Raw genomic sequence first — 24,941 nt, forward strand, 5'->3', positions numbered from 1 at the left:
AGAGGCGCGGCAACGTCCGGGCGGCGGTTCTGTCCTTGCTGACAGAACGGTCGATGCACGGCTACGAAATCATTCAGGAGATCGCCAGGCGCACCGGCGGCGCGTGGAGCCCGAGCCCCGGCTCGGTCTACCCGACGCTGCAGATGCTCGCCGACGAAGGCCTCATCTCCGCGGAGGAAGAAGGAGGCAAGAAGCTGTTCACGCTCACCGACCACGGCAGGACGGAGCACACGGCCCCGCCCTGGCGCGACATCAACATCCAGCTCGACCCCGTCGACGGCGAACTGCGGTCGGCGATCCGGCTGCTCGGCAGCGCGATGGAGCAGATCTCCCACGCGGGCACGCCCGAGCAGAAGACCCGCGCGGTCGAGCTCTACAACGAGCTGCGGCGCAAGCTCTACGCCATCCTCGCCGAGGAGTGACCTACCACCGGTCGTGCACGTGCGGCCGGATCAGCTCGTCGTACACCGCCGCGACGGCCTTCTCGTCGACGGGCTGCAGATCAGCGGCCTGTGAGTTGGCCAGCGCCTGCTCCACGTTGCGCGCACCGGGGATCACTACCGTGACACCGGGCTGGTCGATGATCCACCGCAGCGCGAACTGCGCCATCGTGGCGTTGTCGGGAACGAGGGGCCTGAGGCGTTCCACCGCCTCCAAGCCGACCTCGTAAGGGACCCCGGAGAAGGTCTCGCCGACGTCGAACGCCTCACCGTTGCGGTTGTAGTTGCGGTGATCGTCCGCACCGAAAGTCGTTGCCGCCGTGTACTTCCCGGTCAGCAACCCGGACGCGAGCGGCACCCGCGCGATGATCGCGACCCCCGCCTCTTGCGCCGCGGGGAGCACCTCCTCGAGAGGCTTCAGCCGGAACGCGTTCAGGATGATCTGCACGCTGGCCACGTGCGGACGCCTGATCGCCGCCAGCGCCTCCTCGACCTTCTCCACCGACACGCCATAAGCAGCGATCCGTTGCTGCTCAACCATTTCGTCCAAGGTGTCGAACACCTCGTCGCGGTCGTACACCGGCGTGGGCGGACAGTGCAGCTGCACCAGATCCAACGTGTCGACCCCGAGATTGCGGCGGCTGCGGTCGTTCCACGCGAGGAAGTTCTCCCGGTTGTACCCCTCCGTGGTCTGTGCCGGCAGCCGCCGGCCCATCTTGGTGGCAACGAAGACGTCGTCGTTGCGCTCCTTCAGGAACCGGCCGACGAGGGTCTCGCTGCGGCCGTCGCCGTACACGTCAGCGGTGTCGAAGAAGTCGACTCCCGTGTCGGCGGCGGCGTGCAGCAGCGCGAGCGCCTCGCTCTCGTCCACCTCGCCCCAGTCCGCGCCGAGCTGCCAGCAGCCCAGCCCCACGACGCCGACCTGGCGGTCCAACCTGCCTGCGATTCGCTTCTCCACGAACCAGAGCCTAGCGACTGTAGGTCAGAGTGCGGGCATACGGCCGGAAGCCCAGATGCTGGTAGAACGTCTCCGCGGGATTGTCGTGGACCGGATACACGATCGCCTGATCGGCGCCCAACTCACGCAAAGCCCGCATCGCGCCAAAACAGACAGCCGCCCCCAATCCCATCCGGCGGAAATCCGGATGCGTGCCAACGGGTTCCAGCTCACCCACGCGATTCTGGTCGTCGAACCACATCAGGCAGTACGCCGCGAACCGTCCATCCGGCGCCTCCACCACCCAGTCGAGATCCGGGCGATAAGGCCAGGCCGCCATCACGTTGCGGTAGCTCTCCTCGGTGACCCGCGACGGGTGCCAGACCCGTTGATGAACCTCAACCCGTCGCGCCAGATCGGCTTCCGTGATGGGACGGACCACAAATCCGTCCGGCAACGACACCGCGGGCAGGTCACGCAGGTCGTGCGTCATGAACACCTGGTACTGGCCGTCCTTCACCGCGTACCCCTGACGTTCCAGAGCGGCGATCAGGTGGTCCTCGGCGTCGAGGATCATCACCTCCCGGTCGGGGAAGCGCTTCAGCACCTCGTCGGCAACGTCCGCACAAGCCGGGTCGACCTGCAGGAAGAGGTCGGTGCCGCGCTGCTCCCATGCCCAGGCGACGACCTCGCCGTCGCGGTGCCACAGCTCGAACTGCCACTCCTGCTCGCGGCCGACGTGCTCGAACCGTTGCCACGCAAGGTCTCCGACGTGCCAGTTGGCGCGCAGGGACCACAGACGTTGCGTGAGACGTTGCATCTCACGGATCACAAGATCAGCCCCTTCGGCTTGCGGCGCACGTGCAGCCGGTAGCCGACCGGGAAGCTGAGCCCGCCGACCGACGCGATCGCACGCTCGGCGACCTTGGCGGAGAACTCTATGCGCAGCACGGACTCCAGGTCTTCCCGATTTTCGAACCGCCACTCGGCGGTGATGCGGGTGAGCGAGAAACCGTTGTCCGCGAAGAACTTCTCGACCGCCGACGGGTCGTAGCGCGGTTCGTCGGCGCAAAGCCACGGCCCGTACGGCGAGGCGGCGCCGTCCAGATCCACAACGGCGAGCGCGCCGCCAGGGCGCAGCACGCGGTCCGCCTCGCGCAGGCCCGGCTCGCAGCCAGGACCGAAGAAGTAAGCGGTGCGGGCGTGCACGAGATCAGCGGAGCCGTCGTCGAGCGGCAGCCGTTGCGCGGGACCGGAAACAACGCGGACGTTCGGCAGGGACGTCACTCGATTCTTGGCGCGCACCACGAGCGGCGGATGCGGTTCGACGCCGACGACCGAACGCGCGGACGAGGCGAAGATCGGCAGGTGGTAGCCGTCGCCGCAGCCGACGTCCACGACGTCCAAACCGTCAAACGGACATTCTTCGCTTATTGCCGTCCAAATCGCGCCGTGCACGTCCTGCGCGCGGTTCTCGACCTCGTAAACGTCAGGCCAATGCCAGATGTTCGGACTTGGCACGACATCTGCCGGACGCACCGCGTTCAATGCCGCCCGCACGAATCCCCTCACGAAGACACTGTAGGGCCTCGATTTCACGGTGACCGTACGAATTCGTCCAGCTACGGCGTAGCGTGACCGCATCTCTTCCCTGCAGGAGGCGGCAGTGTCGATCGCTCCCAACACGCCCCAGCTCGCACCGTTGCTCGCGGGAAGTCCGTGCTGGGTCGAGAGAGCGGTGGACGACCTCAAGGGCGCGATCGAGTTCTACACCGGCCTGTTCGGCTGGCACTACGCCGACGACGCCGGCTACACCGTGGCGATGGTCGACGGCGTCCCCGTCGCCGGACTGCCGCAGGGCGAACCGGAGCCGTGGCGGTTGTACCTGGTCACCCCGCACGCGCGGGCCACCGCGGAGAAAGCCTTCCACCTCGGCGGATCCGTGCTGCGCAACCCCGAGGACGCCGCCGACCACACGCAGAGCACGGTGATCGCCGACCCGAGCGGCGCCGTCGTCGGGTTCCGGCACGTGCCGCCGGACTGGCGGTTCGGCACTGGCGGGCACGGGGCCTACGCGTGGCCGAGCTGAACACCCGTGACGGCGCGGCGGCCGACGAGTTCTTCGGCGAGCTGTGCCACTACGACATCACGCAGATCGGCGACGGGCATCGGCTGGACTACGCGTCGTGGTCCGTCGACGGCACCGAGGTGATCGGCCGCCAGAAGATGGGGCGCGAGTTTCCGTACGCGGAGCGTTCGCACTGGATGGTGTACTTCAACGCCGCGCCCGAGATCGGCACCGACTCGGTGGCGTACCGGGTGCTGGAGCTCGGGGGCCGGGTGACCGTCGAGCCGTACGACACCCCGTTCGGACGCATCACCGTCGTCGAGGACCACGCGGGAATGGCCTTCTCGGTGATCGACCAGTCCCGCGTGATCGAGGCCGAGCCGCGTACCGAGGTGGACGACCCGTACGACGACTAGCTACTGCACGAAGAGGTGCAGCAGCAGCCAGGATGCGACGGCGGACGGCAGCAGCGAATCCATCCGGTCCATCAGACCGCCGTGGCCGGGCAGCAGCGTGCCCATGTCCTTGATGCCGAGGTCGCGCTTGATCAGCGACTCGACCAGGTCGCCCGCGGTGGCCGTGACGACGAGCGCGGCACCGAAGAGCACGCCCTGCCACCACTGGCCGTCGAGCAGTGTCGTGAGCGTGATCGCACCGCCGACCATGCCGGCGACCAACGAACCCGCGAAGCCCTCCCAGGACTTCTTCGGGCTGATCGACGGCGCCATCGGGTGCTTGCCGAGGAAGACACCGGCCGCGTAGCCGCCGACGTCCGACAGCACGACCCCGATGAGGAACGCGAACGCGCGACCCGTGCCGTCCTCGGGGACGACCAGCATGGCCGCGAAAGACGCGAACACCGGGATGTACGCGATGGTGAACACGGACGCACTGAGGTCGCGCAGGTAGCCGTCCGAGCCGCCCCGGAACCGCCAGATCATGCACACCAGCACCGTGACCACGAACGCGGTCATCATGCCGGTGCGCTCCAGCGGCCAGGACAGCCAGATGATCGCCTGGCCGCCGATGAGCGCGGGCCACAGGGCGACGTTGATGCCGCCCTTGCGGAAGGCGTTCGCGAGCTCCCACGTCGACACCGCCGCGGCGGCAGCGACGATGCCGATGAAGGTTTGCCGGACGGTCAGCAGCGACAAGATGATCACCGCGCCGAGCCCGACGCCGACCAGGATCGCCGCCCGCAGGTCACGTCCCGCGCGCGACGGCTTCGACGCGGGCACGTCCGAGGGACTGCCTGCCACCGGTGCTCCCATCACGACCTCCGCCCGGCCAGGGCAACTACGTCGCCTGCGGCGACTCGGCCGGGCGAAACCATCAGGAACATCAGACTTCGAGGAGCTCGGCTTCCTTGTGCTTCACGAGCTCGTCGACCTGCGCGGTGTACTTGTGGGTGAGAGCGTCAAGCTCCTTCTCACCACGAGCGCCGTCGTCCTCGCCGACCTCGCCGTCCTTGACGAGACGGTCGATCTCTTCCTTCGCCTTGCGGCGGACGCCGCGGACGGAGACGCGTGCGTCCTCGCCCTTCTGCTTGGCGACCTTCACCATGTCCCGGCGGCGCTCCTCGGAGAGCTGAGGGATGACGACGCGGATGATGTTGCCGTCGTTGCCGGGGTTGACGCCCAGGTCGGAGTCCCTGATCGCCTTCTCGATCGCGTTCAGCTGAGTCGCGTCGTACGGCTTCACGACCGCCATGCGCGCCTCAGGGACCGAGATGCTGGCCATCTGGTTCAGCGGCGTCGGCGAACCGTAGTAGTCGACGTGGATGCGGTTGAACATCGAGGGAGTCGCACGACCGGTTCGAACGGAGGCGAGGTTCTCCTTCGCCACCGAAACCGCCTTTTCCATCTTCTCCTCGGCGTCGAGGAGGGTCTCGTCGATCACGACTGCTCCTTGCTCTGCGTGTGCGTGCCCAAATCCCGGTCCTGGTCAGATCCCACCAGGTCTAGAAGGCCGGGCGGCCACCGGGGGTGCTGACCAGAGTGCCGATCTTCTCACCACGCACCGCGCGCGCGATGTTCCCCTCGGTGAGAAGGTTGAAGACCAGTATCGGCATGTTGTTGTCCATGCAGAGGCTGAAGGCCGTGGCATCGGCGACGTTGAGGCCGCGCTCCAGCACCTCGCGGTGGGTGATGTTGTCGAACATCAACGCGTCGTGGTCGATCTTGGGGTCGGCCGTGTAGACGCCGTCGACGGCCTTCGCCATCAGGACGATCTCGCAGCCGATCTCCAGCGCGCGCTGGGCGGCGGTGGTGTCCGTGGAGAAGTACGGCAGGCCGGCGCCGCCACCGAAGATCACGACGCGGCCCTTGTCGAGGTGGCGCATCGCACGGCGGGGGATGTAGGACTCGGCGACCTGCGTCATCTGGATGGAGGTCTGCACGCGGGTGTCGATACCGTGCTCGCGCTCGAGGAAGTCCTGCAGCGCCAGGCAGTTCATGACCGTGCCGAGCATGCCCATGTAGTCGGCGCGCGACCGGTCCATGCCGCGTTGCTGGAGCTCGGACCCGCGGAAGAAGTTGCCACCACCGATCACGACGGCGACCTGCACGCCGGACTCGTGGACGGCCGCGATCTGCCGGGCGACTGTCTGGACGACATCGGGATCAACGCCGACGCCACCGCCGCCGAACATCTCGCCACCGAGCTTGAGCATCACCCGGCTGTAGCCGTGGCTACCTTCTTCGCTCACAGGTCCTCTCCTCGCGCCTTTGGGAGCCTGGGGTGTGGGGTGTCCCCACAGGATTCTCTGAACGACGAGCCCGCGCATCCCGCGAACGCACCTCGCCAGAGTGAAGCGTCTGGACATGCTGAGGGCGGGGTCGCATGTCGCCGCAACCCCGCCCTCACTGCAATCAGCTCTGGCCGACCTCGAACCGAGCGAAACGGGTCACCGTCACGCCGGCCTCGTCCAGAAGAGCCTTGACCGTCTTCTTGCTGTCCGTCACGGAAGCCTGCTCGAGGAGCACGACGTCCTTGAAGAAGCCGTTGACGCGACCCTCGACGATCTTGGGCAGCGCGCCTTCCGGCTTGCCCTCCTCGCGAGCGGTCTCCTCGGCGATGCGGCGCTCGTTCGCGACGAGCTCCTCCGGGACGTCCTCACGCGTGACGTACTTCGGGCGCATGGCGGCGATCTGCATCGCGGCACCCTTGGCGGCCTCGGCGTTGTCACCGGTGTACTCGACCAGCACGCCGACGGCGGGCGGCAGGTCAGCGGCACGCTTGTGCAGGTAGACCGAGACGGTGCCGTCGAAGTCGACGGCCTTGGCCAGCTCGAGCTTCTCGCCGATCTTGGCGGAGAACTCCTGGACCAGCGCGTCCACGGTCTTGCCGTCGACCTCGACGGCCTTGAGGGCCTCGACGTCGGCGACCTTGTTGGCCTTGGCGATCGCGACGATGTCGTCGGCCAGGGCGATGAAGTCGGCGTTCTTGGCCACGAAGTCGGTCTCGCAGCGCAGCTCGACCATCGCGCCGTCCTTGACGACGACGAGGCCGTTGGACGTGGTGCGCTCGGCGCGCTTGCCAACGTCCTTGGCGCCCTTGATGCGCAGGATCTCGACGGCCTTGTCGAAGTCGCCGTCAGCCTCGTCCAGCGCCTTCTTGCAGTCCATCATGCCGGCGGCGGTCAGCTCGCGGAGCTTCTTGACGTCCGCGGTGGTGTAGTTCGCCATCGTTTTCCTTCTGCGATGTACGCGCTTGAGTCACGCGGCGCCCGCTGGTGTGCGGGCGCCGCGTGGGGGAAATCAGGACTGGACGGGCTGCTCGGCCGGGGCCTCGGCCGTGGTGTTGGTGAGAAGCTCCTGCTCCCACTCCGCCAGCGGCTCGTCGCTCGCGACCTCGGGCTTGTCCTGGCCGTCGGCGGCGTCGCGGCGGGCACCGGAGCGCTGCATCAGACCGGCGGCGGCGCCTCGGCCACGACCTTGGTCAGCAGAGCGGCGGAACGGATCGCGTCGTCGTTACCCGGAATCGGGTAGTCGACCTCGTCCGGGTCGCAGTTCGTGTCGAGGATCGCCACGATCGGGATGTTCAGCTTGCGAGCCTCACCGACCGCGATGTGCTCCTTCTTGGTGTCCACGATCCACACGGCGCTGGGCACCTTGGACATGTCGCGGATACCGCCGAGCGTGCGCTCCAGCTTGTCCTTCTCGCGGTTCATCATCAGGATTTCCTTCTTGGTGAAACCCTGGAAACCACCGGTCTGCTCCATCGACTCCAGCTCCTTGAGCCGCTGAAGCCTCTTGTGGACCGTCGAGAAGTTGGTGAGCATGCCGCCCAGCCAGCGCTGGTTCACGTAGGGCATGCCGACGCGGAGCGCCTCGTTGGCGATGGCCTCCTGCGCCTGCTTCTTGGTGCCGATGAACAGGATCGACCCGCCGTGCGCGACCGTCTCCTTGACGAACTCGAAAGCCCGGTCGATGTAGGTCAGCGTCTGCTGCAGGTCGATGATGTAGATGCCGTTGCGCTCGGTGAAGATGTAACGCTTCATCTTCGGGTTCCAGCGCCGGGTCTGATGCCCGAAGTGCACGCCGCTGTCAAGCAGCTGCTTCATGGTTACGACGGCCATGGCCGGTTCGCACCTCATCTGTCGGACGCACGTTTGCGCGTCGGTTCGGTTGACGCCTCAGGCCGGGTCGGCCCTCAGCCCTGGTGCCGTAGCCGCCGTCCGCACCCACGGAGGATCTCTCCACCATCAGGACCGTCGGACGTCGTGACTCGACCCTGCTGAGATCAGCTGGCCGGATCTGCGTTGGCACGCGAAGTCGTCCCGCACAGACGGGACGCGCCCAACAGTCTACGCCCCAACCCCGACAAACTTCGAATCGCCCCGAGCCCGCAAGGGGTAGTTGTCCACAACCGGCGAGTAATCCACAGTTCCGCGATCACCGCTGGTCCCCAGGGTGCGATCTGACCGACCGTTGACCCATGCCCCTCCTCCCCGCCGCCCTGGTCCTCTCGGCCCTTCTGGCTCCCTCTCCCGCCCACTTCACGTGGCCCCTGCCGCCGCCACATCCGGTGGTGCGCGCGTTCCAGGCGCCCGCTTCGCCGTTCGGGCCCGGCCACCGGGGCGTGGACCTGTCCGCTCCCGCCGGCACCGCTGTTCTGGCTGCTGGGGACGGGGTGGTCGTGTACGCCGGTGCTGTCGCGGCCCGGACGCTGGTGTCCCTGGAGCACCGCGGTGGGCTGCGGACGACCTACGAACCAGTTGCGCCGGCCGTCGTAGCCGGACGTTCGGTGCGTCGCGGGGAGGTCATCGGTCACCTGCAGGAGGGGCATTGCCCGTCGCCGTGCCTGCACTGGGGTGCCCGGCGCGGCCACGAGTACCTCGACCCGTTGCGGCTGGTGTCGACAGGCCGGGTGCGATTGCTGCCGTTGAACGCCTCGGCACCTCCCAGAGGCGGCTAGCCGGCAGACCTCGCGGCTCCGTGCATGAGCACTCGGCGTACTTGGAGCAACTCCAAGGGCCACCCGTTCGAGTGAATTAGCCCTGGCAAGCGACGAAAAGAGGTGGGAAGCCCAGGTTCTGGAGGCTCGGAGGCCTCGTCAGCACCCCGCGGCAGCGCGGCGGTACGGCCGTGCGGCAGCCCGGCACTCGCCGGGTTGCGGGTGGTGATCCGGGCTCGGTCAGGCCTCGGACTGCTCGTTGAGCTTGGTGCGGAGGCGCAGGACGGCGCGGGTGTGCAGCTGGCAGACCCTGGACTCGGTGACGCCGAGGACCTTGCCGATCTCGGCGAGGGTCAGGTTCTCGAAGTAGTAGAGGGTCACGACCACGCGGTCGCGCTCGGCCAGCTGGGCTATCGCGTCGGCCAGCTGACGACGGCTGTCCAGGTCGACGAGGCTGGCCACCGGGTCTTCCGCTGCGTCGTCGGGCAACGACGCTGGTGAGCTGGAGCTGGCCGTAGAGCTCACGCAGTTCGGCCAGGCCGATCTTGAGCTCTGCGGCGAGCTCGCGGTCGGTGGGCGTGCGCTGCAGCTTGGCGCCGAGGCGTTCCAGGGCGCGCTCGACGTCGCGGGCGCGGCTGCGGACCGAGCGCGGCACCCAGTCCTGAGAGCGGAGGTCATCGAGGATCGCGCCGCGAATGCGCTGCATGGCGTAGGTCTCGAACTTGAGGCCGCGTTCCGGCTCGAACTTCTCGATCGCGTCGACCAGGCCGAAGATGCCGGACTGGATCAGGTCGGCCACGTCCACGTGGGCGGGCAGGCCCGTGCCGACGCGACCTGCGACGTACTTGACCAGCGGCGCGTAGTGCAGCACCAGGCGGTCGCGCTGGCTCTGTTCGCGGGACTCTCCGTAGCTGCGCCACAGCGCGACGATGCCGGCCTCGACGTCGTCACCAGACCTGGCATCCGCGCGCGTCACCGCAGTCGGAACGGCCACGGGCGTGCCGTTGACATGCGTGTTCGCACCGGGCTCGGGGGTCGCCTCGGTGCGCGGCGCGCCGTTCTGACGGTGCCCGTTGCTCGCCTGCTTCGAAACCGGTGCGGGCACGAGAGGTTCAGGGGGCACGGTCGCCGTACGCGATCCTCCCCCTGGGGCGTCAGGAACGGGGGTGGGTTCGGTCATGGATCGCCTTCAGCCGTTCGACAGTGACGTGTGTGTAAAGCTGAGTCGTTGCGAGCGTAGCGTGACCAAGCAGTTCTTGGACGGTGCGCAGGTCCGCTCCTCCTTCCAGCAAATGGGTCGCAGCGGAGTGGCGCAACCCGTGCGGCCCGATGTCCGGCGCATCCGGTACCACAGCGACGACCTCGTGCACCAGAGTGCGAACGGCCCGCTGGTTCAACCGGCCACCTCGGGCGCCGAGGAACAAAGCCGGTGGCGAATCCGGTGCTACCAGGGCGTTTCGACCCTCGTCCAGCCACCGCCGCAGCGCTCGCTCGGCCGGCACGCCGAACGGCGTGCTGCGCTCGCGCCCACCTTTGCCCAGAACCCGAATCACCCTCAGGGAGTAGTCCACGTCGTCGAGGTCAAGACCACAAAGTTCGGCCACGCGGATACCTGTGGCGTACAGCAACTCCACCACGGCCTGATCACGCAGCGCAACCGGATCGCCCTCGGAAGCGCCGGAGGATACGGCGGCCATGGCGTCCTTCGCCTGGTCCACACGCAACACGGACGGCAACGTCCTGTGTGGTCGCGGAGCCGCGAGCCGAGACCCCGGATCAGCCGCCACATGGCCCGCGCGATGCGCCCACGCGGTGAACGTGCGCGCGGCAGCAGCCCGCCGCGCAAGCGTCGTGCGGCTGGCGCCCGCAGTGCGTTGTGCGGCAAGCCATGACCGCAAGTTCGTTAGGTCAACACGTCCGACGTCGGCGTTCTCCGGGATATTCCCCGCGACATGTCCCAGCAACGCCACCGCATCGCCGACGTACGCGCGCACGGTGTGCGGCGAGAGATCGCGCTCCAACGTCAGGTGCCGTTCGTACTGCCGCAACACGTCCCCAACGGACGCCGGCAGCTTTTCGCGCAGGCGAACCAGATCGACACGGCGTGTCCGACCATGCGGCGGCGGGGACATAGGCCAAGACGCTGCGCCAGTCGAGGCGTTTGGTCAAGTATCGCCACACCCTCGCGCCATTTGAGAGCGCTCTCATGATCGCGAGCGAGATAACGTTTCAACTCCCTGTGACGACCAGGGGTTTGGTGGCACGCACAGATCACCTTTCGGAGTAGCGATGGCAACCAGCACGACCGCTCGAACAGCCGATGACCTCGCACGCCGAGTCGTGCGCAAGATCGCTCCCGAGGAGCTGTCCGCGTACGACATCGTCGCCGCCCCGTACCTGGAGAGCCCCAAGCAGGCAGAACGCAGGCTGCGCCGCGCCCACGACGACCCGCTGGGCTTCGGCCTCGGCGACATCGTCGCGATGGCGACCCCGGTGATCGCCCTGGTGTCCGGCAGCGTGATCACCGCGGTCTCCGACAGCGTCGGCAAAGCCGTGCGCGACGGCACCACCAGCGCCGTGCGCAAAGCGTGGCGCAAGATCCGCGGCAAGCAGCCCGAACCGCTCGAACTGCCGTCCACGCCGCTGACCACGGCCCAACTGGCCGAGGTGCGCCAGATCGCCCTGGACCGAGCCCTCTCACTCGGCATGAAACAGCAGAAGGCCGAAGCCCTCGCCGACGCCGTCATCGCGGCCCTCGTGCTGCGCGACACCGACCCGAACACCGGCGACGACACCACACGCGAGGCCGGGTGACGCCTCCAGATGACGGAAGCGAAGCCGCAGGTCAACCCGTCTCACGAAAGCGAGCAAACGCGCTCAGTCGTCCGCACCGCTCAACCAGGCGCGAGCGAGAAACTCACGTTGACACGAACCTAACTGTCCATAGTGGACGCGGAAGACGTGGAGGTCATGCCCCACCACGCCCTCCGCGGCAGCTGATCACCGCACCTCCAGCTTCTGCCAGCCCTCGTCAACCTGCAGAGCCAGCCCAGCGAGCTCCAACTCGGGCAACAACGCCCGAACCCGCTCCAACGGCACCCCGGACTCAACCGACACGACGTCGTCGCTGACCCCGCACCGCCTCCCCAAGGCCTCGTACACCCGCATGGCCTCCCCCTGCGGCGCCCCGAGCTCGCTCTCCTTCTCGATGGGCTCGGTGGCCAGGTCGTCCCCGAACCGCCCCACCGACTCCACGATCTCGGCCACCGAACTCACCGACACCGCCTGCCCGTCCCGCAACAACTCGTGACACCCGACCGAACTGGCCGACGTGACAGGCCCCGGCACCACCATCAACGGCCGCCCCAGCGCAAGCGTGATCGCAGCCGTGTTCTTGGCCCCACTACGCCTCCCTGCCTCCACAACAACAGTGCCGCCGCCCAACGCCGCAATGAGCCGGTTGCGCGTGAGAAACCGATGCCGAGCGGGCGTCACACCAGGCGGATACTCGCTGACGATCACCCCTTCCCGCGCGATCTTGGCCAGCAACCCCTGATGCCCCGCGGGATAGGCGAAGTCCACCCCGCACGCCAACACCGCGACAGTCAGCCCACCAGCCCCAAGCGCGCCCCGGTGAGCAGCACCGTCAATCCCATACGCCGCACCGGAGACAACAGTCACCCCGGCCTGCGCCAAGCCGTACGCGAACTCGCCGGCAACGTGCTCGCCATACCCGCTGGCCGCGCGCGACCCCACGATCGCCACAGCCTTGTCTGTCGCCTCTGCAAGGTCGTGCGGCCCACGGACCCAAAGCGCAAGCGGCTCCCCTCCACACCGCTGCGCGGCCACACCCCCAAGCGCGACGAACGGCCACCGCGGCCACTCGTCGTCCTCCGGGATGACCAACCGCCCACCGATCTTGGTGAGGCGCTCGATGTCTTCGTGGGCACGCTCCTCGGCCCGGCGAGCAGAAGTCTGACTGGCGACGGACGGCGACACCTCGCCTGCGCGGACGAGCTTCGCGGCCTCGACCGGACCGACCTCAGCGACCAGCGCCGCGAGCGCCGCAGGGTAGGGCTCGGCCACACGGGAGAGGTAAGCCCTGGCCAGCCGGACGGCATCGGTCGGTGGCGCGGTCACCGGAACCACCACCACGGCAGCCAGCGATGCCAGGGGCCGGGCCGCCAGTGGCTCGGCGGGCTGACGCCTGAGGAACGCCTTCGGACTGTGCACGGCAGCTGCAGAAGTGCGGGAACGGCTGACGCCGCGGAGGTCGCGGCGGCCGGGACGAGGAGTGGGGTCATGGTCGGGCTCCTGTTCGAGAGGGAGGTCGGGGTGAGCGGGCCGCCCGCTGGGGATGGGGCGAGCGACCCGCTCGGGAACCGGACGCGAGCCGAGGCTCGAGGCACTGCGTCCGGCGGCTTGGATGCCGCAATTGGGATGGGTGCCGGGCGCGGAGTGGGAGTAGGGCTCCGCGCCCGGCGGCTTCGGGACCGGCGGTCCAGGGCCTGTCGGGTCCAGGGCCTGTCGGGTCCAGGGCCTGTCGGGTCCAGGGCCTGTCGGGTCCAGGGCCTGTCGGATCCAGGGACAGCGCCCGCTCGACCTGAGCCGCACACCGAGCCGAGGCTCGAGGCACTGCGTCCGGCGGCTCGGGTGCCGCGGTTGGGATGGGTGCCGGGCGCAGAGTGGGAGTGGGCTCCGCGCCCGGCAGCTTTGAGCGGGCTCAGGTCGAGTCGGGTCGGCTCAGGTCGAGTCGAGTCGGGTCGGATCGCGTCAGGTCGGCTCGGTCGGGCTCAGCGACGGTTGGACTTGAGGACGGTTGGGGCTCAGGAACAGCTGGGTTAGGTCGCAGGTGTGGCTCTCGCCCTGGCTGAGCGAGCGGCGATCCGGGTCCGGTCCCGGGGTGGCGACGGGCGGTTGAGGTGAGCGGGCGCCGCTGGGGGTGTGGGCGAGCGCCCGCTCGACCGGGGCCGGGCGCGGAGTCGGGGCTTGGGTGCTCCGCGCCCAGCTGCTTGGGGACGGTTGTGTTCAGTTGGATTGCGGTGCGAGGGGTGAGCGGGGCGCCTGTCAAGGGGTGAACTGGCGCCCCGCTCGGCCGGAAGCAGGCACGGAGGACAGGACCGGGCCTGCGTCCGGCGGTCTTGAGCGGTCTGGCCGGGCTGCTGGTGAGCTGATGCCGGCGCGTTGGCCGCGGTTTAGTCGAGAACTCGTCGGTTGGTGGCGGTCGAGCGCACCGCAGGCCGGTTGCCTACCGGCCGGTTGGTGCCGTCGGGTGGGCACCAGCCGGTTGGCAGCCGGTGGGCGCCAGCGGGTCTGCAGTGCCTATGCCGGGAGTTGGGGTTAGGGCGCGCGACGTTCTCGGAAGTGGAGGGCTGCGGCTACGTGGTCGGCGGTGGGGCGGTCGGACTCGGCCAGGTCGGCCAGGGTCCAGGCGACTCGTAGGCAGCGGTCGGCTCCTCGGCCTGTTAAGGCGCCGGTGGCCAGGGCTCGGTCCAGTAGTGCTGTGGTTTGGCGCGGTAGGGCGAACTCGCGGCGTAGGGCTGGGCCTGGCACTACGGCGTTGGTGGGCCAGGTGTGGCCGTGGGCGGACCAGCGGGTGGCGGCTCGCGATCTGGCTTTGAGGACGCGTTCGCGGACTACGGCTGTTGGTTCTGGTGGGGTGGCGTCGGCGTTGGACATGGCTGTCGTCGCTCTCATGCGGACGCGGAGGTCCACGCGGTCCAGCAGGGGGCCGGAGAGGCGGGACTGGTAGCGGCGGCGGACTGTGGTGGTGCAGATGCAGTCGATTTCCTTCGGCGGGGCGCAGGGGCACGGGTTGGTGGCGAGGATCAGCTGGAAGCGGGCCGGGTAGCGGGCTATGCCGTCTCGGCGGGGGATGCGGACTTCGCCGTCTTCCAGGGCCGTGCGGAGGGTGTCGATCGTTTTCTGGCCGAACTCGCAGGCCTCGTCGAGGAAGAGCACGCCCTTGTGGGCTCGGGAGGCTGCGCCCGGCTTCGCCATCCCGCTGCCGCCGCCGATCAGGGCCGCGATCGACGTCGTGTGGTGGACGTTCACGAACGGCGGGCTGGCCACCAGTGGATAGTCGGACGAGAGGACGCCGGCTACCGAGTGGACCGCGGTCACGGCCAGGGCGTCCTGGCGCGTCAGCGGTGGGAGCAGGCCTGGCAGGCGTTCGGCGAGCATCGTCTTGCCGGTGCCCGGTGGGCCCGTCAAAAGCAGGTGGTGGGCGCCGGCCGCGGCTACTTCCAGGGCCCAGCGGGCTTCCGGTTGGCCCACCACGTCGGCCAGGTCCGGAAGTTCGCCGAGCGGTGGGTCCTCCGCCTCCGGTGGAGGTTGCAGCGTCACGCCCTCGGCGCGCAGCCAGGAGAGGACCTCGGAGAGGGTCAGGGCGCCGTGGACCTCCACGCCGTCGACCAGAGCCGCCTCTGGCAGGACGTCCACCGGGACGATGGCCGTGGTGAGGCCCGCGCGGCGGGCTGCCAGCAATGCGGGGAGAACCCCTCGGACCCGGCGCACTCGGCCGTCCAGGGCCAGTTCGCCCAGCAGCACGGTGGTGGCCAGGCGCTCGCACGGGATCGAGCCGGCGGCGGCCAGGGTGGCGCAGGCGATCGCCAGGTCGTAGCTGCTGCCGCCCTTGGGCAGGTTCGCAGGGGACAGGCCCAGGACGATGCGCTGCTTCGGCCACTCCTCCTTGCTGTTGCGGACAGCGGCCTTCACCCGCTCCTTCGACTCGTGCAAAGAAGCATCGGGAAGCCCGAGGAGATGGGTACGGGGCTGGCCCACACCCACGTCGGCCTCGATCTCGACCGCCAGGCCGTCGACGCCGTAGAGGGCGACGGACCACGCCTGCGCCAGGCCCATGTCAGGCTCCCCGCAGGTGTTGCAGGCGTGCTTCGCCGTCAGCGGGCCAGGTGACCGAGATCAGGTCGACGCGGACGTTGCACCAGCCGACGCCGTGCGCGGCCAGCCAGCGCAGGGCTGTTCGGCGAAGGCGGGACAGCTTGCGTTCGTCCACGGCCTCGTCCGGCCGGCCCCAGACGGGGCCGGACCTGGTCTTGACCTCGCAGACGACCAGACGGTCGCCTTCCACGGCCACGACGTCGAGCTCGCCGTCCCGGCACGCCCAGTTCCTCGACAGGACCACCAGGCCCTGCCCCTCCAGGTACCTGCACGCCAGGTCTTCGCCCTGCCGGCCCAGCTCCTGCTGCCTGGTCTCGACCAGTGCCTGTGCCACCACTGCCTCGCCTCCCTGCGGGTCGTTGGGTACGACCTTGCAGGGTGGGGCGGGGCGGGTGGCGGGGCTGAGGGGAATCTGTGGACAACTCAGCGGCTGTGGACAAGTCGGCCGTTGTCGATGTTGAAACGGCGGAATTGTCGGTGGGGTGTGCTATGTGGGGAACGGCCCGCTTTCCGGCAGGCGAAGGTCCGGCTTGTCCAGTTCCTCCACGTTCACGTCCTTGAACGTGATGACACGAACGTTCTTCACGAAGCGCGCCGGGCGGTACATGTCCCACACCCACGCGTCCGACATGCGCACCTCGAAGTACACCTCGCCGTCGGCGTTGCGCACCTGCACGTCCACCGAGTTGGCCAGGTAAAAACGACGTTCGGTCTCCACGACGAACGAGAACTGGCTGACGATGTCGCGGTACTCCTTGTACAGCGACAACTCCATCTCGGTCTCGTACTTCTCGAGATCCTCTGCACTCATTACGCCTCCGCGCGGGTCATCTGCTCCGCGCCCTCACTCGTCGCGAGCTCCCCGGCGTCGGCCGGGGTTGCATCATTCTGGACCACGGCCGTCACGGTCGTGCCGCGCGCCACCTTGTGCGGCGCGGCGAGCCCGTGCTTCGCAGCCGCCGCTGCCACATTTACATACGACCAGCGATGCTCCGCACACGGCCCGTACTCCATCAACGCTGCCGTGTGCTCCGGTGTGCAGTAGCCCTTGTGCACGTTGAACCCGTACTCGGGGTGCTGCGAGTGCAGATCGGCCATGATCCGGTCCCGCGTGACCTTGGCCAGCACAGACGCCGCCGCCACGCACGCGGCGGCCTGGTCGCCCTTGAGCACCGCCACGTTCGGCGCGGGCATCCCCGGCACCTTGAAGCCGTCGGTCAGCACGTACCCAGGATGCGTCGACATCTGCGCCACCGCGCGCCGCATGCCCTCGATGTTCATGACGTGAATGCCCAGCCAGTCGACCTCTGCCGGCGACACGACGATCACCGAGTGATCCACGGCACGCTTCAGCACCAGGTCGTACATCCGATCGCGCGCCAAAGCCGTCATCAGCTTCGAGTCGTTCAGGCCCTCGAACCGCGCCGAGTCGCCCGGCCGCAGCACGCACGCCGCGATCACCAGCGGACCGGCGCAGGCACCACGCCCGGCCTCGTCGACACCGGCGACAGGGCCCAGCCCCCGGCGCTCCAGCGTGCCCTGCAACGCCCAGTTCCCCGCCGAGCCCCGCACCACCGCGCGAGGCGGCATCAGCATCGTCATCGGCGGAATCGGTCGCGCACTCGACGTCCCAGCAGCAGAAGCGGCCACGCAGCGACGATACCCAGGCCCATGGGGACGTTCTGCTGCCATCCCGGCGCACCCATCGACACGGTGTGCGGGTTGTGGTCGGAAACCGCGCCCCACCTCGACGGAGGCAGCACGATCACACGCGCCTTGCCGATCACGTTGTCCACCGGCACCAGCCCGTTGATCCCACCCTGCCCCTGGCACCGCGAGTCGCACGAGTGGTTGCGGTTGTCGCCGAGCACGAACAACATGCCGTCCGGGATCTTGAGCTCCTCGAACGACTCCTGCTCGGCCGGCGTGCCCTCGTCGAAGTGCTTGTACGGTTCGTCCAGCGGCTTTCCGTCCACCGTCACGCGGTTCTGCTCGTCGCAGCACTTCACGGTCTGCCCGCCGACGGCGATCACGCGTTTGACGAAGTCCTCCTCGTTCGCCGACGGCAGCCCGATCAGCGACCCGAGCCACGACAGCCCTTCCGAGATCGGGTTGCCCGGCTCGGCGGAGATGAAGTCGTTCTGCCACGACGGCGGCCCGCGGAACACGATCACGTCGCCGGGCGACGGCTCGGTGAAGCGGTAGGTGACCTTGTCGACGAGCACACGGTCGCCGTAGCAGTCGGTGCACCCGTGCAGCGTCGTCTCCATCGACTCCGACGGGATCATGTAGACACGGCCGAGGAAGATCTGGATTCCGATCGCGAGGCCGAACGCGACCAGGATGAGGACCGGCAGTTCCTTCCAGAAGTTGCCCTTTTTCTTCTTCTTCGAAGGTTTATCCGAAGCGTCCGAACTCGGCTCGTCGCTGGACGGGGTCTGCTCTGGATCGACGTCAACCACGAGATCAGCCTAGGGGCTGCGGGTTGTGATCCGACACAACACTCCACCGATCTTTCGGGAAGACGACGTATCGCGCCTTGCCGATGACGTTCTCGACGGGCACTGTGCCCGCTACGCCCCCGCCGCCCTGTTTGCGCGAGTCGGTGGAGTTCATCCGGTTGTCCCCCATCACGAACAACCGTCCGTCCGGCACGCGAATCGGCGCGAACGGCTCGTGGTCCGCTGACGAACTGCCGGGCTGCCAGTACACATACGGTTCATCGAGCGGTTTGCCGTCCACGACGACACGGTGCTGCTCGTCGCAACACATCACCGTCTGGCCGGGAAGCGCGATGACGCGCTTGACGAAGTCGCGCTCGTTCGCGGGCGCGAGGCCCAGCAACGAACCGATGTTCTGCACAACGCGCGCAACGGGATTCGTGGACTGCGCGATGCGGAAGTCGTTGCTGGTCCACGCCTCGGGGCCGTGGAAGACGACCACCTCGCCGGGTTCGATGTCACCGAAGCGGTAGGTGATCTTGTCGACCAGCACTCGGTCGTTCTCGCATCCGGTGCAGCCGTGCAGCGTGCGTTCCATCGACGCCGAGGGGATCACGTAGACCCGCGCCACGAACGCCTGGATCAGCACCGTCAGCACGACGGCCGTCACGACGACGTAGAGGATTTCCCTCCAGACAGGAGTACGCCCCCGCTCCGGTTCGTCCGGTGCGGAGGCGTCCTCGAAGTCTTCTGGGCTCGAAGCCACCGGTCAGGAGACCGGACGGGCCTCGCGCTTCTCCTTGATCTTGGCGGCCTTGCCGCGCAGGTCGCGCAGGTAGTACAGCTTGGCGCGACGCACGTCACCGCGGGTGACGACCTCGATCTCGGAGATGTTCGGGGAGTGCACCGGGAAGGTGCGCTCGACGCCGACGCCGAAGGAGACCTTGCGGACGGTGAAGGTCTCGCGGATGCCGCCACCCTGGCGACGGATCACGACGCCCTGGAACACCTGGACGCGCTCGCGCGAGCCCTCGATGACGCGGACGTGGACCTTCAGCGTGTCACCCGCGCGGAAGCTCGGGATGTCAGAGCGCAGCGACTGGGCGTCAAGTGCGTCCAGGATGTTCATCGGTCGTCCTCACGTGTGTCTGTGAACTCCCCAGAGCATGTTCCATGACAGTGCACGACATGATGGGGGTCGGCTAGGAGCGCATGCCGGTATGACAACCGGCTGCGGCAACTGTTCCAGTGTGCCAGACCAGGCACTCCGGAATGAAATCGGGCTACTCCCCGCCCTCGCGCAGGCGCGCGAGCAGGGCGCGGTCGTGCTTGTCGAACGCGTCCTCCGGCAACGATTCCAGCAGGTCAGGACGCCTTTCGAAGGTCCTGACGAGCGACTGGTCACGCCGCCAGCGGTTGATCAGCTTGTGGTTGCCGGAGCGCAGCACTTCCGGCACGGCCAGCTCGCGCCACACCTCCGGACGCGTGTAGCTCGGGCCTTCGAGGAGCCCGTCCTGGAACGAGTCCTCCGCGTGCGACTTCGGGTTGCCGAGCACGCCGGGCAGCAGTCGGGCGACCGCTTCCACGATCGCGAGCACTGCCACTTCGCCGCCGACGAGCACGTAGTCGCCAATGGACACCTCGTCGACGCGCACGCGCCGTGAAGCGTCATCGACAACACGCTGGTCAATGCCCTCGTAGCGACCGCACGCGAACACGAGGTGCGATTCGTTCGCGTACTCGTGCGCCACTGCCTGCGTGAACGGACGCCCAGCCGGCGTCGGCACGATCAGGCGCGTCTCGTCCGTGCACACGTCATCGAGCGCGGGACCCCAGATGTCGGCCTTCATGACCATGCCGGGACCACCGCCGTACGGGCTGTCGTCGACAGCCTTGTGCACGTCCTGGGTCCAGTCACGCAGGTCGTGCACGCCGACGCTGATCAGGCCCTTGTCGATCGCCTTCCCGAGCAACGCCGCGCGCATCGGCGCCAGGTACTCGGGAAAGATCGTGATGACGTCAATCTGCATCGAGCAGGCCCTCTGGCGGATCGATCACGACACGGCCGCCGCGAACGTCCACAGTGGGCACGATCTCGCGCACGAACGGGATCAGCGCCTCGCCGCGGTCACGAATGACCACGAGCAGCTCGCCACCGGGGCCGTGGAGGATCTCCTTGACCGTGCCGAGCTTGGTGCCGTCGACGAGTTCGGCCGTGAGCCCTTCGAGCTCGTGGTCGTAGAACTCGTCGGGATCATCGGTCGGCGGCAGGTCGTCGGTGCTGCCCAGCAGCAACGTGCCACGCAACGACTCCGCGACATCGCGCGTGACGACTTCCTCGAAACGCACGAGCAGCCGCCCGGCATGAGGCCGGGCGGCTGACACGGTGAGGCTTCGGGACGTGCCGTCACGCAGCTTCGCCTGGAGGGTCGCCCCAAGCGCGAACCGCATTTCGGGTGAATCGGTGCGCACGTCAACGGCGAGTTCACCGGTGATCCCGTGCGCCTTGGCCACACGGCCGACGACGACGTCCATTTGCCCTTGAAGTTCGTTCAGCGGTCGGTGTCGACGACGTCGACCCGCACACCACGACCGCCGATGCCGGCCATCACGGTGCGAAGAGCCGTCGCGGTGCGACCGCCACGACCGATCACCTTGCCGAGGTCGTCCGGGTGGACGTGGACCTCGAGGGTGCGGCCGCGGCGGGTCGTGACGAGGTTCACCCGGACGTCGTCCGGGTGGTCGACGATGCCGCGAACGAGGTGTTCGAGGGCGTCAGCCAACAAACTCACGCCTCGTCCTTGGGCGCTCGGCGTCAGCCTTGGGGGCCTCTTCGGCCTTCTTGGCCTTCTTCGCCTTCGGCGTGGTGGCCTCGGTCATCGGCTCCTCGTTCGCGGCGGCGAGCGCGGCAGCGAACAGGTCGGCCTTCGACGGCTTCGGCTCCTTGACCTTCAGGGTGCCCTCGGCACCCGGCAGGCCCTTGAACTTCTGCCAGTCACCGGTGATCTCGAAGAGACGCTGGACCGACTCGGTCGGCTGCGCGCCGACACCCAGCCAGTACTGCGCGCGCTCGGAGTCGACCGCGATGAACGACGGCTCTTCCTTCGGGTGGTACTTGCCGATCGTCTCGATGGCCTTGCCGTCGCGACGGGTGCGCGCGTCGGCGACCACGATGCGGTAGTACGGCTGGCGGATCTTGCCGAGACGCTGAAGCTTGATCTTGACGGCCACTGGCCTGGTACTCCTTGAACTCTGTGTTGGTGGTTCGCACAGTCGCGGCCCGGGCAGAGGGGCCGACCGCGACGGACAGCAGGCAATTGTGCCAGATGGGGACCGGTGGATCCGAATCGGGGCTCAGGTGAACGCCCGGACGGTGCCCAGCGCCTCTTTCACGGCTCGCGCGTGCTCGACCGCTCCGGGGGTGTCACCGTGGACGCACAGCGATTCCGCCTGGGTTTTGATGACGGTGCCGTCGACCGCGACGATCTCGCCGTCCTGGAGGCGCTTCGCCCGTTCGATGATCTGCGCGGTGCTGGTGAGCAGGGCGTTCGGCTCGCTGCGCGGAACCAGCGTGCCGTGTGGGGTGTAGCCGCGGTCGGCGAACGCTTCCTGCACCGGCCTGAGGCCTGCCTCCACAGCCTTCTTGAGCAGCTGGGAGCCGGGAAGACCGAGGACGGGCAGGTCTTTGAACGCCTTGGCGCCGTTGACCACGGCCTCGGCCTGCTTCTCGTGGTGGACGGTCGCGTTGTAGAGGGCACCGTGTGGCTTCACGTACACGACCTCGGTGCCTGCTGCTCGTGCGCACGCGTCGAGTGCGCCGATTTGGTAGAGCACCTCGTCGGCCAGTTCGGTGGGATCGGCGTCGATGAACCGCCGTCCGAAGCCGGCGAGGTCGCGGTAGGAGACCTGGGCGCCGATCTTGACGCCGTTCCTCGCTGCCTCTTCGCAGACCTTGCGCATCGTGGACGGATCACCGGCGTGAAAGCCGCAGGCGACGTTCGCGCTGGTGATGATGCCCAGGAGCGCGTTGTCGTCGCCGAGCTTCCAGATGCCGAAACCCTCGCCGAGGTCGCTGTTCAGGTCCATCACATGGCTCCGACGGAAACCAGGAGAAGGGTGAGTCCAGGCAGGAAGTTGTTCATCACGTGCGCCACGATGCTCGCCCCGAGCCTGCGGGTGATCAGGCGGGCTATGCCGATCGGGATGGCGATCACGAGCAGCAACGACGTCCGCAACGGCTCGAAGTGGCTGATCGCGAAGATCACCGTGGTGAGCCCGAACGCGGCCCAGCGGCTCCAGCCCTGACGTTCGACCGCGCCCCACAGCAGGCCGCGGTAGATGATCTCCTCGCAGACCGGCCCGATGAGGCTGACGTAGAGGAACATCGTGATCGCGGCGGCGAGCGGAAGGTTCGAGCCGGACAGCAGGTCGCCGACGGCACTGGTGGCGTTCTCCTCGCCGACGACTTTCGCCCAGATGGTGGCCGCGGAGTAGGTCAGCACGAGGCCGAGGATGCCGAGCTTGAGGCCGATGGCCAGGTCTTCCTTGGTCATGGTGAAACGCAGGTCGATCTTCGGGCCGTTGCCTCTGACGTACGTGATCACGACGGCCGCGGCAGCCGCGAGGATCGTCGGCAGGATCGAGCCGACCAGCACGAACGCCACCGACTCGACGAGGCTCACGCCGAACTGCCTCGCGATGGCCGTGATGAACACGGCGCTTAGGATGAAGATGGCCTCCACCAGAAGGAACGCGCCGAACCCCCAGCGCTGGCCGACCCGTTCGGGCTCCGGGTTGCGGCTGATGTCCCGCACGCTTTCGATGAAGCCTCGCTTCGGCTTCAGGGACTCCGGCTCACTCACGCTCTGCAATCTAGTCACGCCGCGGCTACCTGCGGATCAACAGCTGGCTGTGACACTCTCATGATCACTCACCTCGCGATCGACGGCTTCTGAAGCACCGATGCGCTGTCGGTGCCTCGCGATACGCTTGGAGTGGGGACCGCGATCCCCCTTGGGGGAACATTGCCGCCCCCGAATCCGAGGCTACTGTGCGGCACTGACGGAACCGGGCCAAGCGTCTGGCCAAAAGATGGTCAGATCGGGTCCCCGCCGGATGTCCTTCCTCCTGTGAACGGATGGCGCACAAAGGCTGCGACTAAACCTCAGCGGCGCAGGGCCGTCTCCTGCCCCATGTGCGAGAGCTTCTCCGGGTTGCGCACCGCGTAGAGGCCGCTGATCAGCCCGTTGTCGATGCGCAGAGCGACCACGGTGTCGAGCTCGCCGTCGAACTTGAAGATCAACGCCGGGTACCCGTTGACCTGGGCCGGTTCCATCACCCAGCCCGCCACCTTCGTCAGGCCGCCGAGCAGCATGCGCGCCACCTTCGAAGCACCCACCACGGGACGCGTGACGGCCTGCTTCACGCCGCCGCCGTCACCGAGGAATACGACATCCGGGGCGAGAAGGTTCAACAGCGCCTGCAGATCACCGGTCTCGGTCGCGTGCTGGAACGCCGCCAGGACCTCGCGGGACTCGGCCTGCGTCACCACCTCGCGCGGGCGACGGGCGGCCACGTGCGAGCGTGCGCGGTGGGCGATCTGACGGACGGCGGCGGGGCTCTTGTCCACCGCCGAAGCGATCTCGTCGTAGTTCAGGTCGAAGACTTCGCGCAGGACGAAGACGGCACGTTCGGTCGGGGTGAGGGTTTCGAGGACGAGCATCATCGCCATCGAGACGCTGTCGGCCAGTTCGACGTCCTCGGCCACGTCGTGCGTGGTCAGCAACGGTTCGGGGAGCCAGGGTCCGACGTAGGACTCCTTGCGGCGGCCCAGCGTGCGCAGGCGGCCCAGGGCCTGGCGGGTCACGATCCTGACCAGGTAGGCGCGGGGGTTCTCGACGACGGACTGGTCGACGCCCGACCACTTCAGCCACGTTTCCTGCAGCACGTCCTCCGCGTCGGCGGCCGAGCCGAGCATCTCGTAGGCGATCGTGAAGAGCAGGTTGCGGTGGCTGACGAACGTGTCGGTGGCGTCGGGCATTGATCTCCTCCTGGAAACGGGTCCCCTCACAAGACACCGGCGAACCGCGGCTTGTGACAGTGGCGTGGGTCACAGAAACGAGCTGTCACACGCAAGGCGGCAGCGGCATCTCGTGGTCGTCAAGCAAGACCCACGAGGGAGGAAATCATGGAACCCCGCTTCAACCTCTTCGCCACCGAGACCGGCGCCAAGCTCGCTAAGCGGTTCGCCGGCCTCGGCCAGGCTGTCCACCAGTCGCCGCTGCCGAAGACCACGGCCGAGCTGGTCAGCCTGCGGGCGAGCCAGATGAACGGCTGCGGTTTCTGCATCGACATGCACGTCAAGGAGGCCGTCGCGGCCGGCGAGGACGAGCTTCGGCTGCACCTGGTGGCCGGCTGGCGCGAGACCACGGTGTTCACCGAGGCCGAGCAGGCAGCGCTGGAGTTCGCCGAGGAGGGCACGCGGCTCACGCACGAGGGCGTGTCGGACGAGACCTGGGCGAAGGTGACCAAGCACTACGACGACGAGCAGGTCGCCGCGTTGGTGTGCCTGGTCGGGCTGATCAACGCGGCCAACCGGATGGCCGTGATCACGCACCAGAAGGGCGGCTCGTACCAGACCGGCGCGATGGCCCAGTTCGAGAGCTAGTTGTGATGTCCAGGGAGGTTGGTCAGCCGGGTGATGGGTGGCTTGCCTCCGATGGCGGAGTGGGCTCGGTGGTGATTGTAGAAGTGGATCC

29 protein-coding genes and 2 pseudogenes are annotated in these 24,941 nt (G+C 67.9%); 6 read left to right on the forward strand and 25 right to left on the reverse strand.

What is annotated here, in order from left to right; genetic code table 11:
• The first annotated feature begins 35 nt into the window (after positions 1 to 35).
• A complete protein-coding gene (locus FXN61_RS17450) occupies positions 36 to 422 on the forward strand; it encodes a PadR family transcriptional regulator (protein WP_281360503.1) in 387 nt (128 codons plus the stop codon).
• Between the two features lies 1 nt (position 423).
• On the opposite strand, the gene FXN61_RS17455 is transcribed toward FXN61_RS17450, so the two are convergent.
• Genes FXN61_RS17455 through FXN61_RS17465 form a run of 3 tightly spaced genes read right to left on the reverse strand, consistent with a single transcriptional unit; the run spans position 424 to position 2,949 of the window.
• Positions 424 to 1,398 carry an aldo/keto reductase gene (locus FXN61_RS17455; protein WP_167975131.1) on the reverse strand — a complete coding sequence of 325 codons (975 nt, stop codon included), beginning with the start codon at positions 1,396 to 1,398 and terminating at the stop codon, positions 424 to 426.
• A 10-nt stretch (positions 1,399 to 1,408) separates the two neighbouring features.
• Positions 1,409 to 2,197: a GNAT family N-acetyltransferase gene (locus FXN61_RS17460; RefSeq protein ID WP_167975132.1), complete on the reverse strand. Its 789-nt coding sequence runs from the start codon at positions 2,195 to 2,197 to the stop codon at positions 1,409 to 1,411.
• Between the two features lie 8 nt (positions 2,198 to 2,205).
• Positions 2,206 to 2,949, reverse strand: a complete 744-nt coding sequence (locus FXN61_RS17465; protein ID WP_312877804.1) for a class I SAM-dependent methyltransferase — start codon at positions 2,947 to 2,949, stop codon at positions 2,206 to 2,208.
• Between the two features lie 94 nt (positions 2,950 to 3,043).
• Here FXN61_RS17465 and FXN61_RS52230 point away from each other — a divergent pair, with 94 nt between their 5' ends.
• On the forward strand, positions 3,044 to 3,466 hold the full coding sequence (locus tag FXN61_RS52230; protein WP_312877805.1) for a VOC family protein: 423 nt from the start codon (positions 3,044 to 3,046) through the stop codon (positions 3,464 to 3,466).
• Positions 3,454 to 3,861: a VOC family protein gene (locus tag FXN61_RS52235; protein WP_246291677.1), complete on the forward strand. Its 408-nt coding sequence runs from the start codon at positions 3,454 to 3,456 to the stop codon at positions 3,859 to 3,861. The genes FXN61_RS52230 and FXN61_RS52235 overlap by 13 nt, the downstream gene beginning before the upstream one ends.
• On the opposite strand, the gene FXN61_RS17475 is transcribed toward FXN61_RS52235, so the two are convergent.
• From FXN61_RS17475 to rpsB, 5 genes and pseudogenes are all read right to left on the reverse strand, one after another.
• Positions 3,862 to 4,716, reverse strand: coding sequence for a phosphatidate cytidylyltransferase (locus FXN61_RS17475; RefSeq protein WP_167975134.1), 855 nt, complete (start codon positions 4,714 to 4,716; stop codon positions 3,862 to 3,864).
• Between the two features lie 70 nt (positions 4,717 to 4,786).
• The gene (frr, locus tag FXN61_RS17480) at positions 4,787 to 5,344 is read right to left on the reverse strand and encodes a ribosome recycling factor (protein WP_167975135.1); all 558 of its coding nucleotides are present in this window, start codon (positions 5,342 to 5,344) and stop codon (positions 4,787 to 4,789) included.
• Positions 5,345 to 5,405: 61 nt separating this feature from the next.
• Positions 5,406 to 6,116 (reverse strand): UMP kinase, encoded by a 711-nt coding sequence (pyrH, locus tag FXN61_RS17485; protein ID WP_223165492.1) that lies wholly within the window; start codon positions 6,114 to 6,116, stop codon positions 5,406 to 5,408.
• 199 nt (positions 6,117 to 6,315) lie between these two features.
• Positions 6,316 to 7,131 carry a translation elongation factor Ts gene (tsf, locus tag FXN61_RS17490; protein WP_167975137.1) on the reverse strand — a complete coding sequence of 272 codons (816 nt, stop codon included), beginning with the start codon at positions 7,129 to 7,131 and terminating at the stop codon, positions 6,316 to 6,318.
• 72 nt (positions 7,132 to 7,203) lie between these two features.
• A pseudogene (gene rpsB / locus FXN61_RS17495) lies at positions 7,204 to 8,024 on the reverse strand (30S ribosomal protein S2).
• Between the two features lie 359 nt (positions 8,025 to 8,383).
• Between rpsB and FXN61_RS17500 the strand changes: the two are divergent.
• Positions 8,384 to 8,863 (forward strand): M23 family metallopeptidase, encoded by a 480-nt coding sequence (locus FXN61_RS17500; protein WP_167975138.1) that lies wholly within the window; start codon positions 8,384 to 8,386, stop codon positions 8,861 to 8,863.
• A gap of 219 nt (positions 8,864 to 9,082) precedes the next feature.
• Here the strand turns inward: FXN61_RS17500 and FXN61_RS17505 are convergent.
• Both FXN61_RS17505 and FXN61_RS17510 read right to left on the reverse strand, forming a co-directional pair.
• A pseudogene (locus FXN61_RS17505) lies at positions 9,083 to 10,022 on the reverse strand (FliA/WhiG family RNA polymerase sigma factor).
• Entirely contained in the window at positions 9,997 to 10,974 is a 978-nt protein-coding gene (locus FXN61_RS17510) for a tyrosine recombinase XerC (RefSeq protein ID WP_167975139.1), read from the reverse strand. The pseudogene FXN61_RS17505 and the gene FXN61_RS17510 overlap by 26 nt, the downstream one beginning before the upstream one ends.
• Before the next feature lie 157 nt (positions 10,975 to 11,131).
• Between FXN61_RS17510 and FXN61_RS17515 the strand changes: the two genes are divergently transcribed.
• Positions 11,132 to 11,656 carry a hypothetical protein gene (locus FXN61_RS17515; RefSeq protein ID WP_167975140.1) on the forward strand — a complete coding sequence of 175 codons (525 nt, stop codon included), beginning with the start codon at positions 11,132 to 11,134 and terminating at the stop codon, positions 11,654 to 11,656.
• A 186-nt stretch (positions 11,657 to 11,842) separates the two neighbouring features.
• On the opposite strand, the gene dprA is transcribed toward FXN61_RS17515, so the two are convergent.
• From dprA to FXN61_RS17590, 15 genes are all read right to left on the reverse strand, one after another.
• Positions 11,843 to 12,982, reverse strand: coding sequence for a DNA-processing protein DprA (gene dprA, locus FXN61_RS17520; RefSeq protein ID WP_167975160.1), 1,140 nt, complete (start codon positions 12,980 to 12,982; stop codon positions 11,843 to 11,845).
• A 1,200-nt stretch (positions 12,983 to 14,182) separates the two neighbouring features.
• Positions 14,183 to 15,703 carry a YifB family Mg chelatase-like AAA ATPase gene (locus tag FXN61_RS17525; protein WP_167975141.1) on the reverse strand — a complete coding sequence of 507 codons (1,521 nt, stop codon included), beginning with the start codon at positions 15,701 to 15,703 and terminating at the stop codon, positions 14,183 to 14,185.
• A gap of 1 nt (position 15,704) precedes the next feature.
• Entirely contained in the window at positions 15,705 to 16,076 is a 372-nt protein-coding gene (locus tag FXN61_RS17530) for a YraN family protein (protein WP_167975142.1), read from the reverse strand.
• A 153-nt stretch (positions 16,077 to 16,229) separates the two neighbouring features.
• Positions 16,230 to 16,553: a DUF2469 domain-containing protein gene (locus FXN61_RS17535; protein ID WP_030468024.1), complete on the reverse strand. Its 324-nt coding sequence runs from the start codon at positions 16,551 to 16,553 to the stop codon at positions 16,230 to 16,232.
• Positions 16,553 to 17,344: a ribonuclease HII gene (locus FXN61_RS17540; protein WP_167975143.1), complete on the reverse strand. Its 792-nt coding sequence runs from the start codon at positions 17,342 to 17,344 to the stop codon at positions 16,553 to 16,555. The genes FXN61_RS17535 and FXN61_RS17540 overlap by 1 nt, the downstream gene beginning before the upstream one ends.
• The gene (gene lepB, locus FXN61_RS17545; RefSeq protein ID WP_167975144.1) at positions 17,341 to 18,204 is read right to left on the reverse strand and encodes a signal peptidase I; all 864 of its coding nucleotides are present in this window, start codon (positions 18,202 to 18,204) and stop codon (positions 17,341 to 17,343) included. Before lepB (FXN61_RS17545) ends, FXN61_RS17540 begins: the two co-directional genes overlap by 4 nt.
• Before the next feature lie 4 nt (positions 18,205 to 18,208).
• Entirely contained in the window at positions 18,209 to 18,949 is a 741-nt protein-coding gene (lepB, locus tag FXN61_RS17550) for a signal peptidase I (RefSeq protein WP_167975145.1), read from the reverse strand.
• A gap of 3 nt (positions 18,950 to 18,952) precedes the next feature.
• Positions 18,953 to 19,312 (reverse strand): 50S ribosomal protein L19, encoded by a 360-nt coding sequence (gene rplS / locus FXN61_RS17555; RefSeq protein WP_167975146.1) that lies wholly within the window; start codon positions 19,310 to 19,312, stop codon positions 18,953 to 18,955.
• A 154-nt stretch (positions 19,313 to 19,466) separates the two neighbouring features.
• Positions 19,467 to 20,213 carry a tRNA (guanosine(37)-N1)-methyltransferase TrmD gene (gene trmD / locus FXN61_RS17560; RefSeq protein ID WP_167975147.1) on the reverse strand — a complete coding sequence of 249 codons (747 nt, stop codon included), beginning with the start codon at positions 20,211 to 20,213 and terminating at the stop codon, positions 19,467 to 19,469.
• Positions 20,203 to 20,718, reverse strand: a complete 516-nt coding sequence (gene rimM / locus FXN61_RS17565; RefSeq protein ID WP_167975148.1) for a ribosome maturation factor RimM — start codon at positions 20,716 to 20,718, stop codon at positions 20,203 to 20,205. The genes trmD and rimM overlap by 11 nt, the downstream gene beginning before the upstream one ends.
• 17 nt (positions 20,719 to 20,735) lie before the next feature.
• Positions 20,736 to 20,975, reverse strand: coding sequence for an RNA-binding protein (locus tag FXN61_RS17570; protein ID WP_030468017.1), 240 nt, complete (start codon positions 20,973 to 20,975; stop codon positions 20,736 to 20,738).
• Positions 20,959 to 21,414: a 30S ribosomal protein S16 gene (gene rpsP, locus FXN61_RS17575; protein ID WP_167975149.1), complete on the reverse strand. Its 456-nt coding sequence runs from the start codon at positions 21,412 to 21,414 to the stop codon at positions 20,959 to 20,961. The genes FXN61_RS17570 and rpsP overlap by 17 nt, the downstream gene beginning before the upstream one ends.
• A gap of 123 nt (positions 21,415 to 21,537) precedes the next feature.
• Positions 21,538 to 22,269, reverse strand: coding sequence for a LamB/YcsF family protein (locus FXN61_RS17580; protein ID WP_167975150.1), 732 nt, complete (start codon positions 22,267 to 22,269; stop codon positions 21,538 to 21,540).
• The gene (locus FXN61_RS17585; protein WP_167975151.1) at positions 22,269 to 23,045 is read right to left on the reverse strand and encodes a CPBP family intramembrane glutamic endopeptidase; all 777 of its coding nucleotides are present in this window, start codon (positions 23,043 to 23,045) and stop codon (positions 22,269 to 22,271) included. Before FXN61_RS17585 ends, FXN61_RS17580 begins: the two co-directional genes overlap by 1 nt.
• Before the next feature lie 302 nt (positions 23,046 to 23,347).
• On the reverse strand, positions 23,348 to 24,223 hold the full coding sequence (locus FXN61_RS17590) for an RNA polymerase sigma-70 factor (RefSeq protein ID WP_167975152.1): 876 nt from the start codon (positions 24,221 to 24,223) through the stop codon (positions 23,348 to 23,350).
• Between the two features lie 147 nt (positions 24,224 to 24,370).
• On the opposite strand from FXN61_RS17590, the gene FXN61_RS17595 reads away from it, so the two are divergent.
• Entirely contained in the window at positions 24,371 to 24,850 is a 480-nt protein-coding gene (locus tag FXN61_RS17595; RefSeq protein WP_167975153.1) for a carboxymuconolactone decarboxylase family protein, read from the forward strand.
• Positions 24,851 to 24,941 lie beyond the last annotated feature (91 nt).

Source organism: Lentzea indica (assembly GCF_012184385.1).
GTDB classification, from domain to species: Bacteria; Actinomycetota; Actinomycetes; order Mycobacteriales; family Pseudonocardiaceae; genus Lentzea; species Lentzea indica.